15 protein-coding genes, 1 tRNA gene and 1 pseudogene are annotated in these 21,891 nt (G+C 57.0%); 7 read left to right on the top strand and 10 right to left on the bottom strand.

Annotated elements, in window-relative coordinates; translation table 11 throughout:
• The first annotated feature begins 128 nt into the window (after positions 1–128).
• Complete coding sequence (locus tag ACP7A4_RS12380; protein WP_203303783.1) at positions 129–980, top strand: CAP domain-containing protein; 852 nt, start codon at positions 129–131, stop codon at positions 978–980.
• An 89-nt stretch (positions 981–1,069) separates the two neighbouring features.
• Here ACP7A4_RS12380 and mqo read toward each other — a convergent pair whose 3' ends face one another.
• Positions 1,070–2,719, bottom strand: coding sequence for a malate dehydrogenase (quinone) (gene mqo / locus ACP7A4_RS12385; RefSeq protein WP_426247091.1), 1,650 nt, complete (start codon positions 2,717–2,719; stop codon positions 1,070–1,072).
• Between the two features lie 656 nt (positions 2,720–3,375).
• Here mqo and ACP7A4_RS12390 point away from each other — a divergent pair.
• The 3 genes from ACP7A4_RS12390 to ACP7A4_RS12400 all read left to right on the top strand — a co-directional run bounded on the left by ACP7A4_RS12390 (position 3,376) and on the right by ACP7A4_RS12400 (position 4,636).
• Positions 3,376–3,996, top strand: a complete 621-nt coding sequence (locus ACP7A4_RS12390; protein WP_203303782.1) for a hypothetical protein — start codon at positions 3,376–3,378, stop codon at positions 3,994–3,996.
• A gap of 79 nt (positions 3,997–4,075) precedes the next feature.
• A complete protein-coding gene (locus tag ACP7A4_RS12395; protein WP_048399365.1) occupies positions 4,076–4,450 on the top strand; it encodes a hypothetical protein in 375 nt (124 codons plus the stop codon).
• 3 nt (positions 4,451–4,453) lie between these two features.
• Positions 4,454–4,636 (top strand): DUF1289 domain-containing protein, encoded by a 183-nt coding sequence (locus ACP7A4_RS12400; RefSeq protein WP_048365358.1) that lies wholly within the window; start codon positions 4,454–4,456, stop codon positions 4,634–4,636.
• A gap of 52 nt (positions 4,637–4,688) precedes the next feature.
• Here the strand turns inward: ACP7A4_RS12400 and ACP7A4_RS12405 are convergent, their stop codons facing one another.
• Complete coding sequence (locus ACP7A4_RS12405; RefSeq protein WP_426247094.1) at positions 4,689–6,068, bottom strand: NAD(P)-binding domain-containing protein; 1,380 nt, start codon at positions 6,066–6,068, stop codon at positions 4,689–4,691.
• Between the two features lie 420 nt (positions 6,069–6,488).
• Positions 6,489–8,681, bottom strand: coding sequence for a response regulator (locus tag ACP7A4_RS12410; protein WP_426247096.1), 2,193 nt, complete (start codon positions 8,679–8,681; stop codon positions 6,489–6,491).
• A 241-nt stretch (positions 8,682–8,922) separates the two neighbouring features.
• On the opposite strand from ACP7A4_RS12410, the gene ACP7A4_RS12415 reads away from it, so the two are divergent.
• On the top strand, positions 8,923–9,393 hold the full coding sequence (locus tag ACP7A4_RS12415; RefSeq protein WP_426247098.1) for an FAD/FMN-containing dehydrogenase: 471 nt from the start codon (positions 8,923–8,925) through the stop codon (positions 9,391–9,393).
• Positions 9,394–9,465: 72 nt separating this feature from the next.
• Here the strand turns inward: ACP7A4_RS12415 and ACP7A4_RS12420 are convergent, their stop codons facing one another.
• From ACP7A4_RS12420 to ACP7A4_RS12430, 3 genes are all read right to left on the bottom strand, one after another.
• Positions 9,466–10,410 carry a hypothetical protein gene (locus ACP7A4_RS12420; RefSeq protein WP_426247100.1) on the bottom strand — a complete coding sequence of 315 codons (945 nt, stop codon included), beginning with the start codon at positions 10,408–10,410 and terminating at the stop codon, positions 9,466–9,468.
• A gap of 186 nt (positions 10,411–10,596) precedes the next feature.
• Positions 10,597–10,672: transfer RNA gene (locus ACP7A4_RS12425), tRNA-Asn, on the bottom strand.
• 65 nt (positions 10,673–10,737) lie between these two features.
• Positions 10,738–11,934, bottom strand: a complete 1,197-nt coding sequence (locus tag ACP7A4_RS12430) for an amino acid aminotransferase (protein WP_059762847.1) — start codon at positions 11,932–11,934, stop codon at positions 10,738–10,740.
• A 334-nt stretch (positions 11,935–12,268) separates the two neighbouring features.
• Here ACP7A4_RS12430 and uvrB point away from each other — a divergent pair, with 334 nt between their 5' ends.
• Entirely contained in the window at positions 12,269–14,284 is a 2,016-nt protein-coding gene (uvrB, locus tag ACP7A4_RS12435; protein ID WP_059762848.1) for an excinuclease ABC subunit UvrB, read from the top strand.
• Positions 14,285–14,408: 124 nt separating this feature from the next.
• Complete coding sequence (locus ACP7A4_RS12440) at positions 14,409–15,560, top strand: MFS transporter (RefSeq protein ID WP_426247103.1); 1,152 nt, start codon at positions 14,409–14,411, stop codon at positions 15,558–15,560.
• 78 nt (positions 15,561–15,638) lie between these two features.
• Here the strand turns inward: ACP7A4_RS12440 and ACP7A4_RS12445 are convergent, their stop codons facing one another.
• From ACP7A4_RS12445 to ACP7A4_RS12460, 4 genes and pseudogenes are all read right to left on the bottom strand, one after another.
• Positions 15,639–18,056 carry a TonB-dependent siderophore receptor gene (locus ACP7A4_RS12445; protein WP_426247149.1) on the bottom strand — a complete coding sequence of 806 codons (2,418 nt, stop codon included), beginning with the start codon at positions 18,054–18,056 and terminating at the stop codon, positions 15,639–15,641.
• 146 nt (positions 18,057–18,202) lie between these two features.
• The gene (locus ACP7A4_RS12450) at positions 18,203–19,180 is read right to left on the bottom strand and encodes a FecR family protein (RefSeq protein ID WP_426247151.1); all 978 of its coding nucleotides are present in this window, start codon (positions 19,178–19,180) and stop codon (positions 18,203–18,205) included.
• A gap of 58 nt (positions 19,181–19,238) precedes the next feature.
• Positions 19,239–19,733: a sigma-70 family RNA polymerase sigma factor gene (locus ACP7A4_RS12455; RefSeq protein WP_048365701.1), complete on the bottom strand. Its 495-nt coding sequence runs from the start codon at positions 19,731–19,733 to the stop codon at positions 19,239–19,241.
• A gap of 79 nt (positions 19,734–19,812) precedes the next feature.
• Positions 19,813–21,684, bottom strand: a pseudogene (locus tag ACP7A4_RS12460) (flavin monoamine oxidase family protein).
• Between the last annotated feature and the right edge of the window lie 207 nt (positions 21,685–21,891).

A 21,891-nucleotide genomic window follows, 5' to 3' on the forward strand; every position in this document is an offset into this window, starting at 1 on the left:
CTCAGGCGCGTGTCATCGCGCCTGAGCGCTGGCTCATGCGTCAGTGACGCCATAAAAGCCAATCTCCCCTTGCCTGTACCCACGCCACATACCGCATCATGTGCGCATTCCGTTCAGAGGCAATGCTCATGCGCGTTCACTTCACACTTACCCGTTTGGCAGCACTCACTCTGGGGCTGGTGCTGGCCGCCCCGGCTATGGCCAGTGAAACGTCGCAGCTGGCCGAGTTGATCAATACGTATCGCAGTCAAAGTCAGAACTGCGCGGGCCAGGTGTCTCTGGAGTTACCACCGCTCGCCGTTGATCCACGCCTGATCCTGCCCTCCAACAGTTTTGGCGACCTGCAACAAGCCCTGAGCCGCGCGGCGTATCCGTTGGTCAACGTGCAGGCCATCAGCCTGTCTGGCCCCAGAGATGCCCAGGCCGCAATGAAAGCCGTGCAAGAAAGCTTCTGCAAAGTGGTGCTCGACCCGCAATTTGTCGACATCGGTATCAGCCGCGATCAGCGGGAATGGAGAATTGTGCTGGCGCGCCCATTGCTGACCGCTCGCCTGGGCGATTGGCAGGTCGAAGGGCAAAAGGTACTGGACCTGATCAACACCGCACGCACTCAGCCTCGTCAATGCGGCACCCAAGCATTCGCCGCCGCTGCGGCATTAACCTGGAATGCCACACTGGCAACCGCTGCCCAATCTCACTCACGAGACATGGCCAATAACAATTACCTTGATCACAAGGATCGTAATGGCGGCACACCCGGTGATCGCGCTGAGCTGGCAGGCTTTATCGGTCAGCAGATCGGCGAAAACATTGCCGCCGGGCAAGACACCCCGAACAAGGTCGTAGAGGGTTGGCTGGCCAGCCCCGGCCATTGTGCGAACCTGATGAACGCGCAATTTCGTGAGCTGGGTGCGGCCTATGCCGTCGACCCTAAAAGTGATGCCGCCATTTACTGGACGGCCGTGTTCGGTACGCAGTGAGTGTGCGCACGGTCAAAAGAAGGGAAGGTGTAGCGAGGGCGTAACGAAAACAGTAGCCCCGCCCAACATCGTTGGGCGGGGCTGCTTTTTTACAGGGCCATGTCAGCCGCTGGGTTGCTTGGCGCAGGTGTAGCTGGCGCTTGAGCAGGTGCTTGTGGTGCTGCGGTTGCCGCCGGAATAGCCGGTGGCGGTGTCAGTTGCAGGGTTTCGGCCGTGTAGGCCCATTCCTGTGCAACGCGCTCTGGCGAGCCGTTCAGCTTGGTGCCGTAGCTCGGCACGATCTGGTGCAGCTTGGCTTGCCACTCAGGTGAGGCAACCTTGTCCTTGAACACGGTTTCCAGCACGGTCAGCATGATCGGTGCCGCGGTGGATGCACCAGGCGAAGCGCCCAACAGGCCGGCAATGCTGCCATCTTTGGCGCTGACGATCTCGGTGCCCAGTTTCAGCACGCCGCCCTTCTCTTCGTCACGCTTGATGATCTGTACGCGCTGGCCGGCTTGCCACAGGCGCCAGTCTTCAGACTTGGCATTCGGGAAGTATTCTTTCAGGGCGTTGAAACGGTCTTCGTCCGACAGCATCAGCTGACCGGCCAGGTACTCAACCAGCGGGTATTGTTCGATACCGACTTTGGTCATTGGCCAGAAGTTGTGCGTGGTGGTGCTGGTCAGCAGGTCGAAGTAGGAGCCTTCTTTCAAGAACTTGGTCGAGAAAGTCGCGAATGGGCCAAACAGGATCACGCGCTTGCCATCCAGCACACGGGTGTCCAGGTGTGGCACCGACATCGGTGGCGCGCCAACCGAAGCCTTACCGTACGCTTTGGCCAAGTGTTGCTCGGCCACCGTCGGGTTATCGGTCACCAGGAACGAACCACCCACCGGGAAGCCTGCATATTCCTGAGCTTCAGGAATGCCGGACTTTTGCAGCAAGTGCAGTGCACCGCCGCCCGCGCCGATGAACACGAACTTGGCGTCGGTCTGGGACTCAGTACCGTCTTTAAGGTTTTTGTACACCACGCGCCAGCTGCCATCTTCGTTGCGCTTGATGTCTTTGACTTCGCTCGACAGCTTCAACGAAAAGTTAGGCTGTGCCTGCAAATGAGCGGCGAACTGGCGTGTGATTTCGCCGAAGTTCACGTCAGTGCCGATCGGCGACCAGGTGGCTGCGATTTTCTGGTTCGGGTCACGCCCTTCCATCATCAGCGGTACCCACTTCTTGATCTGAACCGGGTCTTCGGAGTACTGCATACCGGCGAACAATGGGCTGGCCTGCAGTGCTTCGTAGCGCTTCTTCAGGAACTTGATGTTGTCATCGCCCCACACAAAGCTCATGTGCGGTGTGGAGTTGATGAACGAACGCGGGTTCTTCAGAACACCGTTCTTGACCTGCCAGGACCAGAACTGACGGGAAATCTGAAAGGCTTCATTGATTTCAATGGCTTTCGGGATTTCAACGTTGCCGTTCTTGTCTTCCGGGGTGTAGTTCAGTTCAGCCAGCGCCGAGTGACCTGTACCCGCGTTGTTCCAGCCATTGGAGCTTTCCAGCGCCACACCGTCGAGACGCTCAATCATCTCCATCGAGGTGCCGGGTTCCAGTTCATTGAGCCATACGCCCAATGTGGCACTCATGATGCCGCCGCCGATCAGCAAGACATCGACTTGCTTGGTCTCGGCTGCGTGCACGGAGGTTAGCCCCATGGTCAGCGCAAGGCCCAATAGCCCCTTGTTCATTTTTTTTAACATGTTGGAGTACCTAAGATAAAACATCATCTACCCGGCACGCGGTTCATGAGCGATTTCGACTCATCACAGGCGGGTCTGCCTGCAATCGAGCCCTCAGGCCTTGAACGGGTAGATCGATAAAGGCCTATGCACACTATAGACCTCACGTTTATGTACCTTGGGTGCTGATCTCTTATTAATTATTGGCTTCAGCTACTTGGGTGACATGTATGTTGTGTGTCAGCTATCAGTGAACGCGGCCAACAGCAGAGTGAATCCGCCCAGCTCCTTCACGCCCACTGACCTTTTCGCGATTCCCTTGCCATCTGACCGCCCCGCGGTTTCCTCCAAGAAACCTGCGTGAACCTATCCATCCGGGGGTGACCAGCCTCAAAACCGCGACATTCTACCTCAGGTAGCCCTTGAGACGAAAACGCATCTTTTCGCGTTTTTTGTGACGGCTGAATCGATTGCGAGCGGGATTTGGCGCAGGGTTGCCTGCGCGATTCAACGCCAATGACTGATCAGTCACGCCCCCGACCTTGGGCGGGATGCTTGGGCGGCATCAAACTGTCTGCCCACTGTTCAACTGCCGCGTCTGCAAAGGCCTTTTTTAACCCCCCGGCAACCGGTAGCATTGCGCCACTAATCTGCTCCCCCTCTTCAAGGAATGAACTGTGCGCCTCAACGGCCCCTTCGCAGTATTACCCCTGCTGTTCGTCGCCACCTGCGCAGTGGCGAGCGCCGAAAAAGACCGAGTGTTCGTAGAGTCGCGCTGGTATGAACTGGACGACATCAAAGCGTACGTGAAGCACCACTCCCCCAAAGACGTGAACTGGGTGTTTCCCTCTACACGGCGCTACATGCTTGAAGGCCAGGGCGTACATTCAACGCATTTGCCCGAAGTCGAGTTAAGCGAGCAAAACAAACAGGTCGGCAGCCGCAAAGGGTTTACCCAATACCCCGACAAACCGATGAACCTTAGTGCAGAGCTGGACAAAGCCTGTATGGCTGCCTTCAAGGTCACACTGGTCCATATCGGTGGGCGAAGTGCCCCCTTTGGCCCGGTCAACAAAAAACTGCCCTATGAAGTCGTGGGCATCCAGAGCCACGTCATGGCACAAGCCCCGCTCGACACTTACCACAGCCGCAAACGCAAAATCATTGCGCAAAAACCGCCCACCTCCAACGCACTGCTGTGCTCTGTGTACAAAATTCCGAAGAAAAATGGCCGTGCGTATTACGAAACCATGGTGGTGCTGACCGCCAGGGCCGCCTACGGCACGGGCAAGTGGTAACGCATTATTTCCCGTGACCGGGCGTGATGTTTGCGTATGATGGCCGGCTTTCAAGCACCGCCAGCCAACAGGAACCTGCATGCCGCCCAACAAACGTAATCAGTCACAGGTTGAACAGCGCCTGATTAAAGCCCTGACCAAAGCCTGTGAAACCGCCAAAAAGCACATCGAAGGGTTTGTATGGCTGACCCACGCGGCCGATTACGAAACCTTCCCTGCCGGCTTCAAAGTGGTGTGGGTTTTCGACACGCAAGACAACAAAGACTTCGCACTGGCTGATGGCGCCGCCAGCTACATGGTCGACCTGACAGAAAAGGCGCTGAAAAACGCCGATGTCAAAGTGCGCAATGTGGCCACTTACGTGTATTACGACTCAGAAGAAGAATGCCAGCGCACCGACTCGGGTAATTGGCCGCAACGCATGGCGCGCAAGGGCGCCAATCGGAAAAAATAAGCCGTGGCCAAGGACATTGAAAACCCGTGTGTGGCCACGTGCCAGTTGAGCGGCGATGTGTGCGTCAGCTGCGGGCGCAATAAAGCAGACATCAGGGCCTGGCGGCGCATGAAGCGGCCTGAAAAAATGGCCGCGGTACAACGCGCCACCGCGCGCCTGAAAAGCCTGCAAAAAAAGAAAGGTTAAACCGTGTCTGGCGCTTCAAGGCGCCAGATGGCGCGTCGTTCAATCGCTCAAATCAGCGCTGATGCAACGCATTAACGTCACCTTTGCCCGACGTTTCGCGCAGGTACTCTTGCATCGAATCATCCAATGCCTGTAACCAGCGCGTGTGATGCGGCACTGCTGCCGTACCCGTCATGACAGAGCGGTAGGATTTATCGCGATAGCCCATGATGTCCCGCTTCTTGTCAGCCTTCCATTTGAGGAATATCTGATTTACGGCGTCGATATCAAAGGCGGGATAGTCCGTGTGCTCAATCAAGTGCCTGATGTACTCACCTTGAAACTCGTACATCGACGCGGTGGATTGCAGCCCCTCTTCAACCTCACGCCAGCGCGCACTGTCAGCCTGCATCTCGGTTTTTTCAGGCAACGTGATGCGGCCCAGGATGCAGTCGCGCACAAACCAGGCCTGCGCGTCGAACAAGTTGAAGCTGTACCACAAGTCCTGCATGCCCAGGTAAATCAACTGCGGGTTGCGCTCCCAAATCACTCCCTTGTACAGCCCGAGCGGCCACAGACGATTACCTGTTTTCAGCGTCAGCTCATCCGCTAAAAAGCTGAAATGGTGCTGATACCCGGTGCACAGGATGATGGCATCCACCCGCTTGCTTGACCCGTCGGCAAAATACGCGATGTCGCCCTCAACCTTGCGCAGTAACGGGCGCTCCTCCCAACCCTTGGGCCATGTGTAGCCCATAGGCTGCGAACGGTAGGTACTGGTGATGGAGCGGGCACCGTATTTGTAACACTGCGAACCAATGTCTTCAGCCGAGTAACTGCTACCCACGATCAGCAAATCCTTGCCCTTGAATTCAGTGGCTTCGCGAAAGTCGTGGGCATGCAGAATGCGCCCCGAAAAACGCTCAAAACCAGAAAATTCGGGCACCTGAGGCGTTGAAAAATGGCCACTGGCGACAATCACGTAATCGAACGTCTCAGTCGTGCTCAGACCTTGGGCATAGTCATGCGCCGTGAGGCTGAACTGGCGCGAAGCCGGTTCAAAGGTGACGCTTTTGACCACCGTTTTGAAACGAATGAAATCACGCACACCCGCCTTTTTGACGCGCCCTTGAATGTAGTCCCATAGCACTTCGCGAGGTGGATATGAAGAAATTGGGCGCCCAAAATGCTCATCAAAACTGTAATCCGCAAACTCTAAACACTCCTTGGGGCCGTTGGACCACAGGTAGCGGTACATGCTGCCGTGCACCGGCTCGCCATGCTCATCCACCCCGGTGCGCCACGTGTAATTCCACATGCCACCCCAATCGGCCTGTTTTTCAAAACACACCACATGCGGCATGGGTGCGCCTTGCTCATGGGCGGATTGAAAGGCACGCAGCTGCGCCAGTCCGGCAGGGCCGGCCCCAATGATTGCGACACGAATAGACATCGAATTCCCTCAACAGATTGAACACTGAACAACGCAAACCCCTGATGCGAGCCCCGTAAAAATGGCGCTGGCAGGGTAAAAATTCAGGCGATCAAACTGAAGGTGGAGGCACCGCGCGGCAGCGTTTGCCTGTTACAAGGGCGTCACGCAACGAAGTAGGTGGCAGGTGAAAACGCGTGGCCAGCGAGTGACAAAAAGTGGTCACTAACACAGGCAGCGCCGAATGACGGGAGGGCCTTGTTCCATCGCTGCGTTGCGCAGGATGAAGGCCTGGAGAGTCAAAGATACGTGTGGTCTCATGCATCGGGCTTGGTTAGCCTCTTATTGGGTTATGGATTCCTTTTTAGCTATAACGGATGAAGATAGGGATTACAAGTTTGAAGTACTTTTCGTACATCTGGGGCGCCGATAAAAATGGAATCAGCCTTTGAAGGTTATCTTTTCTAAAAGCCGTGAAATTTGTTCGATTGAGTAGGGTTTAGGCAAAAACTCGAAGCCCTCGTAGCCACTCAGCGCCAGCTCTTCGCTGTAACCGGACGCCAAAATGATCGGCAGATCCGGTCGCCGCTTGCGCAGCTCCTTGGCCATCGCCACACCCGTCATGCCGGGCATCACCACATCAGAAAACACTGCATCAAATGTCATCGCATCAGGCCCTACCATGCGCAAAGCCTCTTCGGCATGGGTGGCCCAAGCCGTCTCGTAACCAAGATCCTGCAAGATCTGGCTCGCGAAATGCCCCACTTCCAGGTTGTCTTCAACAATCAACACCCGGGGTTTGTTTTCAGGATGCATCAACAAGGCAGGTGCGCCCGCCTCATGCTCACTTTCGCTGCGATCCTCTGCATCGGCCTGCGGCAGGTACAGCGTAAAGACCGTGCCTTGGTCGATCACGCTCGTGACGTCAACGTTGCCGCCCGATTGCTTGGCAAACCCGAAGACCTGCGACAAACCCAGCCCGGTGCCCTTGCCCACAGCTTTGGTGGTGAAAAACGGCTCGAAGATTTGGCTCAGCATCCGGCTCGACATGCCGCAGCCGGTGTCTGCCAATGAAATGGCCACGAAACGCTCGTTGGAGCCTGCATGGCCACGGATCGTCGGTAATCCTGCGCGCTCGATGAGACGAAGCGCCAACGTGCCCTGCCCCGCCATGGCATCACGCGCGTTGAGCGCCATGTTGATCAGCGCCGTTTCAAACTGACTGCCGTCCGCGCGGATGCAACACGACCCTTGCGGCAGGTCGACCACCACCTTGATCCGCGCGCCGGTAATGGTGTCCAGCATGTCGCCGATGTTCTGGATACGCTGACCGGCATCAAACACCTGCGGGTTAAGCGGCTGGCGACGGGCAAACGCCAATAGCTGACTGGTCAGCTTACTGGCGCGCTCAACCGTGTCAGACACCGCATTCACGTAGCGCACACGGCGCTCATCCGAGAGGTGCGGCATGCGTAGAAAATCCACAGAGGAGCGAATGATCGTCAACAGGTTATTGAAGTCGTGAGCCACGCCTCCGGTGAGCTGACCGATCGCTTCAAGCTTTTGCGACTGATGCAGGGCCGCTTCGATCTGGAGCAAACGCGCGCTGCGCTCCTGCACCCGCTCCTCCAGCGTGGTATTGAGCTGCGCCAGCTCAAGCAAACCCTCGCGCACCGAAGCGTCAGCCCTGGCGCGCTCGATATGCGCCCACGAACGCTCCGTCACTTCACGCAACAACGCCAATTCATAGGCTGACCACTGACGGGGTGACCGATCATGAATGGCCATTAAAGCGGTTAAGCGCCCACCCTTGATTAAAGGCAAACAGATCGTCGCTTTCACGCCCAGCGCGGTAAAACTGGCAGCATCTTGCGCCGGAAACTCTTTCACCACGTCATTGATGACCAGCGGTTTGCCCGCCTGCAATTGAGAGGCGGCCTGCTGACCAAAATCAGCCAGACTGTACTGGCCGACGATGGTTGTGGCGCCCTCTGACAGCCAGTTGTCGCGAATAAAGAAAGCATCCTGGTCCGCTTCCATTTCGGCATACGCACAGTGCGTGACGTGTAAATGCTGCGCCAGCATCTGCATGGTCGTGGCCAGGATCTCCTGCGCATCTGTGGCGTTGGCCACCGCATGGCCAATGCCGTCCAGCACAGCCAGACGCTGCGTCATATACACCGTGGCAGTGGTCTCGGTCACCGTATCCAGCATGCCGACGACCGCGCCATGCGGGTCGCGGATCGGGCTGTAGCAAAAGGTGAAATACGCCCGCTCAGGCTGTTGGCTGCGCTCAATCATCAGCGGGAAGTTTTCGATATACGTCGCTTCACCGGCAAATGCAGCGTCGGCAATTGCGCTGATTTCACTCCAGGCTTCTTTCCAGACCTCATTGAACGGTCGGCCCAGCGCCTCAGGCTTACTTCCAAGAATGGGCACAAAAGCATCGTTGTAGAGGGTGATTAAATCCTCACCCCACACAATTGACTGCGGAAAATGTGAGGCCAACATCAATGCCACGCTGGTTTTCAACACGTCCGGCCACTCAGCCAGCGGGCCAAGCGGCGTGCTGGCCCAATCATACTGTCTGATTCGCCCAGCCATTGCGCCATCGTGTTGAAGCCAGTCAGTCATAACGCCTTTACCCTGATTACTGCCATTAATCGTTGAATCGCCGACGATGATAAGTCAGGCACAAAAAAACTGCCCGACAAAGCCATCAGGCAAGCTCTCACTCTTTGTCACACATTAGAGACAACACGACCGAGTCTCAGGTTCTACTGCGCGGGCTTGCGGGCTAACATGCCGCGCTGCGACTCATGGCCATCGGCCGTTAGCGATCTGAGTCAACATTGATGAACAGAGGGATTGAACGGTGAAAATTGTATTTGTGCTGCTGCTAAGCGCGCTCTCCATGCTGGCCCAGGCAGCTGACATCGGTGAGTCGTTGACGCCCTGGACGCTGAACGACCAATACGATCAGCCCTACACCCTGAACGAGCAAACCCGCATTCTGCTGGTGGCGCGCAACATGGATGGCGCCAAGCTGGTCAAAGCGGCGCTCAAAGACCAACCCAAAGGCTATCTGGAAGCGCGCAATGCGGTGTTTCTGGCCGATGTTCATGGGATGCCTTCGCTGATCGGCAAATGGTTTGCCATTCCAGCCATGCAAAAATACACCTACCGCGTAGTGCTTGACCGTGATGGCAGTATTGCCGCTCAGTACCCCGGCGCAGAAGACCAAGTGCTGTGGCTGCAACTGCAAGGCAACACAGTGGTGTCACAACACACCTTCACCAGCGCCGAGCAATTGCAAAAAGCATTGCAAGACACGCCAGCCCAGTAATCGACTGACTGCCCGGCTCAAAAAAAGCCGCCAATCCCTGTGGATTTGGCGGCGTTTAGGTCGGGCCGCGTTTTAACCTTGCTTGAGTTCAAAACCACGCCCATTCCAGCTGTAACTTTCAACGGTTTCAATGCTCGGGCAGCAACGAGGGTCATCCGGCCCACTGCTCAGTGACGTTACCGAGACACGCTGCACACCACCCGGCGTGATATCAGTCGCAGCGCCTGACACTGCCGAATGCCCTTGGTACACCCAGCCCGCACCCGAGTGGTAAAAACCGGCCAGGCTCTGGAAAGAGCCATTGCCGCCACCTTGCCCCTCAATCGTAAACAGCACCACTGCATCCGGCTGGCCGTCGCCATTGAGGTCCATGTAAATCACCTGGCGGCCTTCGGTGTACTCAGCGCCACCGTCCTGAGTGGTGAGCGTAGAGGTCAGCTCCTCGATTGCCATTTGCAGCACATGATCGACCTGACCGGCGACAGGTGCGGCAACGGTGGGCGCAGCGATTGCCGGCGCAGTTGCATCAGCCGTTGGCGCGTACTTGGCCGCACCTTTTTCCGTCAGGCTAAGGCCCTGCTTTTTGCCCTTGGCCACGAACTCGGCCATCAGCGCGCCTTGCATCTCTTTAAGGTCCTGCTCAGAGAGCTCCATCATGCCTTTGCCGCTAAACGGTTGGGCGTCACCCAGAAACCAGCGTGAGAAAAACCCGGGTCGCACCGACTCCAGCTTGTCGATCAATTGCTCGGTTCTTTGCTCAACCAGGTCAGTCCAGAGCGGGCCAGCCTCTTTGCCCAACGACTCGACCAAGGTGTCATCTTGAGCCAGCCACCCGGCTTTGACTTGCTCCAGCAGCATGATGTTGTAGTCGATGGTTTTACTCACACAACTATTCGTGAAGTTGCCCATGCACTCCTGGCGCAAAGCATCACGGGCCATCGAAATCTTGACGTCGCTGTAAACACCGCAGCCTGACAACAGAACGGTCAAACCAACCACACAACCTATGCGTTTCAAGGTGCTCTCCTTAACGCTCAGAAAAGCCTGAGCGACACTCCATTTATTCTGGGCACGGGGCCGCCGCCCGGTTTATCGGCAGACAGCAGCAAGGCTTGAGAACAGACAATCGAAGAGGCGCCCCACCCGCTCGACAAATCGCGGGCAAAAAAAAAGCCGCTATTGCTAGCGGCTTTTTTTTGTATCTGGCTCCACGACCTGGACTCGAACCAGGGACCCAATGATTAACAGTCATTTGCTCTACCAACTGAGCTATCGCGGAATGGCGTCTATCTTACTGATATAAAAAGAGAAGTCAACACTTTGGATGACCTCTCTGTGGATTATTCAGATGACCTGAACAATCGCATCGGTAACGGCTTCAATGTTGCGCTGATTCAACGAAGCCACGCAGATTCGGCCGGTGTCGAGCGCGTAAATACCGAACTCTGCACGCAAGCGCGTCACTTGCTCAACGCTCAGGCCCGAGTACGAGAACATGCCGCGCTGACGCGCTACAAAGCTGAAATCATGCTCAGGGGCTTTTTTGGCCAGCAGCTCGACCATTTGCAGGCGCATGCCACGAATACGCAGGCGCATTTCTGCCAGTTCTTGTTCCCACATCGCGCGCAATTGCGGGCTGTTGAGCACAGCGGCCACAATGCTTGCGCCGTGAGTGGGCGGGTTGGAATAGTTGGTGCGGATTACACGCTTGACCTGAGACAGCACGCGCGCGCTCTCGTCTTTCGATTGCGTGATGATCGACAGTGCTCCCACACGTTCGCCGTACAGCGAGAACGACTTGGAGAACGAGCTGGATACAAAGAAGCTCAAGCCCGATTCGGCAAACAGGCGCACGGCCGAGGCGTCTTCTGCGATGCCATCGCCAAAGCCCTGATATGCCATGTCCAGGAACGGGATCAGCCCTTTGGCCTTTACCACGTCCAGTACGTTCTGCCAGTCGGCCGGGGTCAGGTCAACGCCGGTCGGGTTGTGGCAGCAGGCGTGCAGCACAACGATAGAACCGGCTGGCAACGCGTTCAGGTCTTCAAGCATGCCCGCACGATTTACATCGTGTGTCGCGGCATCGTAATAACGATAGTTGCGGACCGGGAAGCCTGCGGTTTCAAACAGGGCGCGATGGTTTTCCCAGCTTGGATCGCTGATCGCGACCACAGCACCGGGTTGCAGTTGCTTGAGGAAGTCTGCGCCGATTTTCAGTGCGCCAGTGCCGCCAACCGCTTGGGTGGTGATGACACGGCCAGCAGCCAGTAAAGGCGAGTCGGCGCCAAACAGCAGCGTTTGAACAGCCTGGTCGTAAGCCGCAATGCCATCAATGGGCAAATAACCGCGCGAGGCATGCTGGGCAACGCGAATCGTCTCGGCTTCAATAACGGCACGCAGGAGCGGAATTCGTCCCTCTTCGTTGCAGTAAACACCGACCCCCAGATTCACTTTGCTGGTACGGGTATCGGCGTTGAATGCTTCGTTGAGGCCCAGGATAGGATCGCGGGGTGCCATTTCGACAGCGGAGAACAGGCTCATTATTACGGCGGCTCTGAATAAGGAATGGAGGGGGTGACAACGCTCCAGCCGATTGCACTAGAGCGGTGCACAAACGGGGAGCAAGTATAAGCGCGATCACGATTCGGGCAACAGCCGATTCCCGGATTTGCTCAAGTATTTCAGTTTATTTACCGGCCACTGGTCTAATTGCAATCTTGATCCAAATAGCCGTGTCAGACGCACGCCTTGAAACAGTCGGCCACCAGCACCATATTTACCCGTATCCTGTTTTTGCCTGCGGCTTGCGTCGTGTGCAGTCTTTCTCGCGACTCTGAGGTCCATGCCTTTATAGACGCGCAACCAGAGGTCAGATATGTCCGATTTTCAGCTCGTTACCCGCTTTGAGCCGGCAGGCGACCAACCCGAAGCCATTCGCCAATTGATCGAAGGCATCGAGGCCGGTTTGTCGCACCAGACCCTGCTCGGGGTAACCGGGTCGGGCAAGACCTTCAGCATTGCCAATGTGATCGCGCACGTAAATCGTCCAACACTGGTGCTCGCGCCAAACAAAACCCTGGCCGCGCAGCTGTATGGCGAGTTCAAGTCGTTTTTCCCCAATAACGCGGTCGAATACTTCGTCTCTTATTACGACTACTACCAGCCCGAAGCCTATGTGCCCTCCTCCGATACGTTCATCGAGAAGGATGCCTCGATCAACGACCATATTGAGCAGATGCGACTTTCGGCGACCAAAGCGCTGCTGGAGCGCAAAGACGCGATCATCGTCACCACGGTGTCGTGCATCTATGGCTTGGGCAGCCCCGAAACGTATTTGAAGATGGTGTTGCACATTGATCGCGGCGACAAACTCGACCAGCGCGAATTGCTGCGCCGTTTGGCTGACCTGCAATACACCCGCAACGACATGGATTTTGCCCGTGCCACCTTCCGTGTACGCGGCGATGTGATCGACATTTACCCGGCCGAGTCCGACCTCGAAGCCGTGCGCATCGAACTGTTCGACGATGAAGTCGAAAGCATCAGTGCGTTCGACCCGCTGACCGGCGAAGTGATTCGCAAAATGCCACGCTTCACCTTCTACCCCAAGAGCCACTACGTCACACCGCGCGAAACCCTGCTCGATGCGGTTGAAGGCATCAAGGTGGAACTCAAGGAGCGCCTCGATTACCTGCGCGCCAACAACAAACTGGTTGAAGCCCAACGACTGGAGCAGCGCACCCGCTTCGATCTGGAAATGATCATGGAGCTGGGCTACTGCAACGGCATCGAAAACTACTCGCGCTACCTCTCGGGCCGCGACTCGGGTGCCGCACCACCGACCCTGTTTGACTACCTGCCGGCCGACGCACTGCTGGTGATTGATGAATCCCACGTCAGCGTGCCGCAAGTCGGCGCGATGTATAAAGGCGACCGCTCACGCAAGGAAACGTTGGTGGAGTACGGCTTCCGCCTGCCTTCGGCGCTGGATAACCGGCCCATGCGCTTCGACGAATGGGAACGTATCAGCCCGCAGACCATTTTCGTCTCCGCCACCCCCGGTAATTACGAGGCCGAGCACGCAGGGCGCGTGGTTGAACAAGTGGTGCGCCCCACCGGTCTGGTAGACCCGCAAATCGAAATCCGTCCGGCGCTGACCCAGGTCGACGACCTGCTGTCAGAGATCGGTAAACGTGTCGCGCTGGGAGAGCGGGTATTGGTCACCACCTTGACCAAACGCATGTCTGAAGACCTGACCGATTACCTGGCCGACCACGGCGTGCGCGTGCGCTATCTGCACTCCGACATCGACACCGTGGAGCGGGTCGAAATCATCCGCGACTTGCGCCTGGGGGTGTTTGACGTGCTGGTGGGCATCAACTTGCTGCGCGAAGGTCTGGACATGCCAGAAGTGTCACTGGTGGCCATTCTTGACGCTGACAAGGAAGGCTTCTTGCGCTCCGAACGCTCACTGATCCAGACCATTGGCCGAGCCGCACGTAACCTCAATGGCCGGGCGATTTTGTACGCTGACCGCATCACCGGGTCGATGGAACGCGCCATCGGCGAAACCGAACGGCGCCGGGAAAAACAGATCGCCTTCAACCTGGCCAATGGCATTACGCCAAAAGGCGTGTTCAAGGACGTGGCCGACATCATGGAAGGCGCCACCGTGCCGGGTTCGCGCAGCAAGAAGCGCAAAGGCATGGCCAAGGCCGCCGAAGAAAACGCCAAGTACGAAAACGAACTGCGTTCACCGAGCGAAATCAGCAAACGCATTCGCCAGCTGGAAGAAAAAATGTACGCACTGGCCCGCGATCTGGAGTTCGAAGCGGCGGCACAGATGCGCGACGAAATTGGCAAACTGCGCGAGCGCTTGTTACAGGTTTAACCCTTGATCTGTAGTCGCTGTCGCAGGCTGCGATACTGTCCATCGCAGCCTGCGGCAGCGACTACAGAGAGGCATTCTCTTCGAACATCACCGCGTACAGCACCCTCGAACGACAAGGAAGCCCATGACTGCCGCCAACACCCAAAAGCCCTTTGTGCCGGGCCGGCTCGAACAGGTATCGACCCGCATTGCCTTCTTTATTGCCGGGTTCGGTCTGGCCGCCTGGGCACCGTTGGTGCCTTATGCCAAAGCCCGTGCCGGGCTGGATGAGGCCACGCTTGGGCTGTTGCTGTTGTGCCTGGGCGCAGGCTCGATTCTGGCGATGCCGATCGCGGGCCTGCTGGCCACGCGGTTTGGCTGTCGCAACGTCACCATTGGCGGCACGCTGCTGATTTGTCTGGCCTTGCCGCTGCTGGCCACCGCCAGCAGTATTCCCTTATTGATTGCCACACTGTTTATTTTTGGTGCCGGGCTGGGGGTGGTCGATTCCACCGTCAACCTGCAAGCCGTGATCGTCGAGCGCGCCAGTGGGCGCAACATGATGTCGGGCTTTCATGGCCTGTTCAGTGTCGGCGGGATTGCCGGTGCTGCGGGGGTCAGTGCTTTGCTCGCGCTGGGTTTGTCGCCACTGTGGGCGATTGCAGTGGTGATTGTGCTCATCCTCGGCGCGCTGGCCAAAGCCGCCCCGCACCTGCTGCCTTATGGCAGTGAAAGCAGCGGCCCGGCCTTTGCCATTCCCCACGGCGTGGTGCTGTTTATCGGTGCACTGTGCTTTATCGTGTTTTTGGCCGAAGGCGCGATGCTCGACTGGAGCGCGGTGTTTTTAACCACTGAAAAAAGCATGGGCGATGCCTATGCCGGGCTTGGCTACGCGGCGTTTGCCTTGACCATGACTGCCGGACGCTTGTTCGGTGACACGGTGGTCAAGCGCCTGGGGCCGACACGCGTGATTGTGATGGGCGGGTTATTCGCCGCGCTGGGGATGGGACTGGCCACGCTGGCACCGGGCTGGGAAGTGGCGCTGCTCGGTTATGCACTGGTCGGGGTGGGATGCTCAAACATTGTGCCGGTGCTGTACTCCGCCGTGGGCAAGCAAACCGTGATGCCCGAGCACATTGCCGTGCCGGCCATCACTACCCTGGGTTATGCAGGCATTCTGGCAGGCCCGGCCGCTATCGGCTTTATCGCGCATGCCAGCAGCTTGAGTGCCGCGTTCCTGTTGATCACCGCCCTGCTGGTGGCCGTGGCCATCAGCGGACGCATTTTGCGGGTTTAACTGCACATCCCCCTTAGGCGCTGACGATCGCTGCTGCGCACGGTTCGTCAGCGCCTGCGCTGCCAGGCACTCGGCGGGTTAAAACCCGACGCTGGCCTGCACGAAGAACGTACGCGGTTCACCCAGATACAGCCCTGAGTTGTTGTCGCTGGAACGGGTGAAGTACTCCTGATTGAACAGGTTTTTGATCCCCGCTCCGACTTTCAGGTTTGACGCTTCTGGCCCGAAGTCATAGCCCACGCGCGTGGTCCACGTTGCATAACCATGAATGTCGCCGTACTGGCCATCTGCGGTCGGCTCAGTGATGTACACCCCGCCCGTTCCCGGTGCGCGCTGTTTGGACTGGGCAAACATGTCCACGTTGTAGGTCCAGCGATTGACCGCGTAACGCAGCCCCAGGTTGACCACCTGGCGCGAATACAACGGCAAGTCACGGCCTTTGAAGTTCAAAATGTCGCCTTCAGAAGTGGCCTTGGTGTAGGTAAAACCTGCATTGGCCGTCAAGCCGTCAAGGCGCGGGTCCAGGCTCGCCAAATCATAGTGAATCGAGGTTTCCAGCCCTTGGTGTTTGGTCGCGCCCAGGTTGGTCCAGCCGATGTCGTTGCTGATGTATTGCAGTTCATCGGAAAAGTCGATGTAGAACAACGTGACTTCACCGCCCCACACGCCATTGTCATAGCGCGTGCCCAACTCATAGGTCTTGGCTTTTTCAGGTCGCAAACCGGCGGCGGTCTGATCGCCGGTGCCGCCCTGCCCCAACTGGAAATACTGCAAGCTGCCAAACGAGGTTTCGTAGTTGGCAAAGAGCTTCCAGGCGTCCGAGAGGTGGTACATCACGCTCAACGCCGGTAACGCTTCGTTGCTGTCGATGCTGCGGTTCTTTTCCTGCACCGGCTTGCCTTTGGCGTCCAGCACCGGGCGGTCGTGCCATTGCGTACTGATGCGCTCAAAGCGAATGCCGGGGGTCACGGTCCAGTTGCCTACATCAATTTTGTCGTCGATGTAGAACGAGTTAGCCTCCGTGCCACCGGTACGGTCCTGATACACATGTCCGTCGCCTTTTGGCCCCACCACGGGCACATTGTTGACCAACTGAAGTTGGCTGGCCTGCTCGTGCATGGCTTCTTTGAGGTAGCGATAACCGACTCCGACTTCCTGCGTAACCGGCCCCAGCGTAAACACATGGGACAGCCGCGGTTCGATGCCGTAGGTGTGATAGTTGCGCGGATACGAGGCCAGCGTTTCAAGGTTGCGCGAGGCAATGTTGCTGCCACGAAAACTGTCGGTGTAATAGGTCAGCACTTCAAACTGGGTCTGATCGTCAATCTGGCGCAGGTACTTGAAGGACACGTCCTTGCGCCGTCCGCTGAAACCGTCATAGTCGCGCACTGACTGATACGGGTCGGCATCAAACTGCTTGCGCGTCAGACCGCCGGGCATGTCAGCGGTCGCATCGTAATAGTGAAAATTGAGACTGAAATCGTCTTGATCGGTCGGGGCCCAGTGGGTTTTGAGCAACACGTCGTCAATATCGTTGTCATTGTTGCGCGCGCGGTAACCATCGCCCTTGACGCCAGAGTACAACAGCGCGGCACCGATGCCGTTGTCTGCCGTGCCGCCCAAAAAGGCCGTTTCCATGTGCTTCCAACCGCCGCGCTCGGAGGTTTCAAGCGTGGTGCCGACTTCACCCTGGAACGTCTCGGGAATGGCGCGAGTCACAAAGTTGATCACACCACCCACGTTCTGCGGCCCGTAACGCACCGAACCGGCGCCGCGCACCACATCAATGCTGTCCAGATTGCCCGCCGAGATCGGTGCCATCGACAACTGCGGCTGACCGTAGGGCGCGAACGCTGCCGGAATGCCGTCAATCAATACCGTGGAGCGCGGCGACAAGCGCGAGGTGAGGCCGCGCACCCCCACGTTCAAGGAAATATCGCTGCCACCGGTGCCGTTGGAATCTTGCACCTGCACGCCGGGAATGCCTTTGAGCACATCGCGCACATTCATTGCGCCCTGCTCGACCATCGCTTCGCGGCGTACCACGGTGCGCGCACCCGGATGGTTTTGCACCACCGATTCGTTAGCATCGCCCAGCCAGTTACCCACCACCTTTACGTCCAGCGGTGCCAGTTCCAGTGTGCCGCTGCCTACTGATGCGCTGCTCACAGGCGCTTCGCGCAGCGTCACCGCATCGCCGCTCAACTCGTAACTCAGGCCACTGCCTTGCAGCAACTCGCTCAGTGCCTGTTCAGGTGACAGGTTGCCGTTGACCGCCGGTGCGTGTTTGCCAGCCACCAGCTGTGGGCTGAAAAACACTTGCAAGGCGGTCTGTTGTGCCAACTGGCTCAAGGCTGCGCCCAACGGTTGGGCCTGAATGTGAATGGCGCTCGACGCAGACTCATTGGCAAACGCGGCAGGCACCGCTGCACTGACCGCCAGGGCCAGCGCCAAGGGCAGCCACAGCGCTCGGGGGGAGGAAAGTGGAGTACTCAGAGCTGAGTTGAACGAAGAAAATCGTCCACGGGAATTATTGTTTTTCACGTCGAGTCTTGCCCTATTGATCGCATCTTGAGTGCGACTGTTAATGCAAACCAGTCTCAGTTGTTCAAGAAGACGAAGAACTCGAAAAAAACCTGAATCTATCGCGCAATTATTTCCTGACTGCCATCGGCGTGGGTCTGGATAACCACCGGCAGAATTTTGGGCAAGGCGCTGAGCAGCGCATCGGTGTCATCCACTTTGAACACACTCGACAGGCGCAATTGCGCCAGCGCCGGGTTGCTCACACGTAACGGCTTCTGGCGATAGCGCGATACCTGGGCCGCCACTTCTTGCAGGGTGGCATCGTCAAACACCAACTGCCCTTTGCGCCAGGCGGTCAGCGCCTGGGCATTCACCGCATACGCCGCTGCCACTTGCCCTTGCGCCGTGACGTAGGTGCCCATACCCGCCGTCAAATTGACCTGCGTGTTGGCGTCAGCCCCTTGCACCTGCACATGGCCCGACTCGACGACCACTTGGGTTTGATCACCCTCAAGGCGTACATCAAAGCGCGTCCCGGTGACCGTTACTTGCCCCGGCCCGGCCTGCACGACAAAAGGTCGATCGCTGTCGTGGGCCACACTGAACATGGCCTCCCCCTGCTCCAGCTCAACATGGCGCTGGCCACGTTCAAAGTTGACGCGCAAGCGGCTGCGGCTATTGAGCTCAAGGTGTGTGCCATCAGGCAACGTCACGCTGCGCCGCTCGCCAAGGGCGGTCGCGAATTGGGCTTGATACCCCGCCGATGTGTGCTGATAGCCCCATACCCCGGCGCCTGCGGCGATGGCAACCAGGCTGGCCGCCAGCCCGTAACGCAACACCGAACGACGTTTGAGCGGCGCTGCGGGCGGCTCACATAACGCCTGCAAGCGCGCCTTGGGCAATACGTCGGTGGCCGACCATAGGGTCAGCAGCCATTGGTATTCCGCTTCATGGCTGGGGTGCTGCGCCCGCCATGCGGCCAATTCCAGCTGCTGCGCGGCACTCATGGCCTGCCCTTGAGCACGCGCAAACCAGGTGGCGGCGGCGTCACGCACGCTTGCGCTGTCACAGCTACGGTCACGGGTATCCATCATGGAATCCTTACGGGTGCTGGCGGTAAACCGTTCAAGCGTGTCTGGCAACCTGACCTCTTCACGGAGCCTCCACGCGTTCACGCAGATGGCGCAGGGTGCGGATCATATACTTTTCCACCATGTTCTTGCTCAACCCCAGGCGCTCGGCAATCTCGGCCTGGGTCAAGCCTTCAATCTTCTGCCAGACGAAAACCTTGCGGCAATTGAGTGGCAGCTCCTGCAATGCCCGTTCAACCGACTCAGCCAACTGGATAGCGCGCATGTACTGCTCCGGGTCGCCCGTTTCGGACGAACTTGGGGGAACGGCTGCCTGCTCCTTGGCGTCGCGTAGCTCTTCACGGCGAAAACCATCGACCGCGATATTGCGGGCGGTCTGGTGTAAATAGGCACGCGGCTGCTCGACTGCATCCGAGTCGGATTCGAGCACGCGCACGAAGGTGTCATGGGCCAGGTCCTGCGCCTGCTGGCGATTGCGCAGGCGGCGGGTCCAGGTGCCAATCAACTCTTCGTAATGGTCAAAAAAGCCCGTTCGACGGGGCGGTTTATGCGTCATTGCTCTGGGCTATGAAGGCGGGGCGCGAATAGTAATGCTTCCTATTAAAGCCAGCAATCACTGTGACGCCCCGCTAACATCAGTTGTTCAAATCAATGGGTTTTAACGCCTCCCACGATTCAACAGGACCTGGGGCTTGCGCATAACTCCCGCCGCCCAGACATACCGCGATTTTGTTAACCGCGTTGATGGCACTGCTCACCGCTCCCTCGGCCCAGCCACCCGTCCATGAAACATCATCGCCAGCCAACACAAACCCATCAGGATTGCCCTGCGCAACGCCCGTCATAAACTGGGAAAAAATGCGCCGCTGGTATTCATAGTGACCCGGCAGGTTCATCTTGAAAGCACCCAAATGGAAAGGCTGGTCTTCCCAGTTGTATTCGATAAAGGCATTGCTCGTGCTGAAATGCTCACCCAGCTTGATGTCAGGGTAAATATTCTCAAGCAACGTGGTACACAATTGAGCGTGCGACAACGATGCCCTGTCGCCGAGAAACTTCAACGCGTCATCATTCCACGTGTAGGACAAATAGATGCCACTGCCCCTATGCTTGCCGCGGCTATCGCCGTAATCCACAAGGTAAGTGCCACGTGTCAAACGGTCTGACAGCGTGACACTCATCTTGCGCGGGCTTCCCTCGGGGGGTGTTTAGTTCCAGAACGCTGAGGTCGTGGCTGCAAAAATTTTTGCGGACTGCATGTAATGGGTGTTCATGATCGCTTCCCAGGTTTCAGCAGGAAGCAAGGCCAGCTCTGGATTCAGACTCTGCGGGGTATTGGCGTAGCGCATCTTGTCCAGTATCCGCACATGAGGTGTATAGACGACAAAATCAAAGGGGTGCCAGTCCGCTTGCCCGTCAGTTGAGTTGTCTTGAATCAATACCGAAAAACCGCCATCAGCCTCACGCTTTATATCCCGAACCTCTTGGTTGAAGGGGGTTGGCAATACGGCTTTGCTTAGCGATTCAACGCTTTTGTCGTTCGCCCATTCAACGCACGCATCCCCAAGGTCACGCGCGGTGCTTGACCACAGTTTTTGCGGCAGGGTTGAAGAGCCGTCATACATTAACGCGTGATCAGCATCCAGCCCGGTGTAAAGCACCCGCAACAATTCAAGAATGCTATTGGGATAATTGGTATTCCAGCCGCCTGTACCGAAACCGATTTGTCCAAACAAATCAATATCCTGTTTGCTCCACCCAGACTCTTGTAACAAAGCAGCATAAAAACTTACATCATCCCAACTTCTGCCATCCGCTAATTTAAGCAGGCCATTCCACAACTGTTTTATAAGGGCCTGATCAATAGTCCCTTCCGTCATGGCGGCTTCAATTTTTTCGAAGTTAAAAGGTTCTCCTCCCACAAAATTTTCAAAAAACTCAGTTTCAAGCTGCACGTATTCAGCGGGTTTGGGAAAGGCCTCACTCTGATTTTCGTAGTAGTTGGTTGTGCCCTTGAAATCAACCACAGTACTGACGGCTGCATCAGAACCGGGATTTGGAAAAGGCGCCGAATTGAGGTTCATTCCAACTTTTTTGAAATAATGAAACAGGGCCTTTCCGGATGCAGGAAAGCGCATGGCCCCCAGTTCACAGATCACCTGCTTGTCCGGATTTGCAGGATCACCTTGCAGCACTGAATACAAACGCCCGCCAATTCTGTCAGTGGCCTCGACAACAACCGGATGCAGGCCCATTTTCATTAATTCATAGGCTGCGACCATCCCACACACGCCAGCCCCTACAACCAGGACCGTTTTTGTGCCGTGCAACAGCGGATCAATCTGGCATAAAGGCCTGGCTTGAGCCTGCGCATCATCGAGATATTGACCGTAGTGAAATGGGAAATCCGGAATCAAAGCCGTGACATTTTTATTGGCCAGATGCGGGGATTTAAGCGAACGCGAAGGGATCGACGGCATGACTGCACTCCATACATTCCATGACATTCCTTTGGCATAAACACTATGCGAGCAGCCAAAACAGCCACCTGAAACAAGTCCAGTCCAAATTAACCCACGCGACAAGTAGAAAACCCCTACATATCGACCAGCGGCAATCCGTCACCATAGACAGGCAAACGTCAAAGTTTAGAAATCCATAAAGTAATTATTTGTCATGTCTTATTCTCATATTTAGACCCATGAATAACACTG

It is taken from the genome of Pseudomonas sp. TWR3-1-1, assembly GCF_049896545.1.
GTDB lineage: Bacteria > Pseudomonadota > Gammaproteobacteria > Pseudomonadales > Pseudomonadaceae > Aquipseudomonas > Aquipseudomonas weihenstephanensis.

What these genes read in the sequence shown, in the direction of transcription:
- ACP7A4_RS12380 (WP_203303783.1), top strand. Translation starts at nt 129, where the DNA reads ATGCGCGTTCACTTCACACTTACCCGTTTGGCAGCACTCACTCTGGGG.
- mqo (WP_426247091.1), bottom strand. Translation starts at nt 2,719, where the DNA reads ATGTTAAAAAAAATGAACAAGGGGCTATTGGGCCTTGCGCTGACCATG.
- ACP7A4_RS12395 (WP_048399365.1), top strand. Translation starts at nt 4,076, where the DNA reads ATGCCGCCCAACAAACGTAATCAGTCACAGGTTGAACAGCGCCTGATT.
- ACP7A4_RS12405 (WP_426247094.1), bottom strand. Translation starts at nt 6,068, where the DNA reads ATGTCTATTCGTGTCGCAATCATTGGGGCCGGCCCTGCCGGACTGGCG.
- ACP7A4_RS12410 (WP_426247096.1), bottom strand. Translation starts at nt 8,681, where the DNA reads ATGACTGACTGGCTTCAACACGATGGCGCAATGGCTGGGCGAATCAGA.
- ACP7A4_RS12430 (WP_059762847.1), bottom strand. Translation starts at nt 11,934, where the DNA reads ATGAGCCTGTTCTCCGCTGTCGAAATGGCACCCCGCGATCCTATCCTG.
- uvrB (WP_059762848.1), top strand. Translation starts at nt 12,269, where the DNA reads ATGTCCGATTTTCAGCTCGTTACCCGCTTTGAGCCGGCAGGCGACCAA.
- ACP7A4_RS12440 (WP_426247103.1), top strand. Translation starts at nt 14,409, where the DNA reads ATGACTGCCGCCAACACCCAAAAGCCCTTTGTGCCGGGCCGGCTCGAA.
- ACP7A4_RS12450 (WP_426247151.1), bottom strand. Translation starts at nt 19,180, where the DNA reads ATGATGGATACCCGTGACCGTAGCTGTGACAGCGCAAGCGTGCGTGAC.
- ACP7A4_RS12455 (WP_048365701.1), bottom strand. Translation starts at nt 19,733, where the DNA reads ATGACGCATAAACCGCCCCGTCGAACGGGCTTTTTTGACCATTACGAA.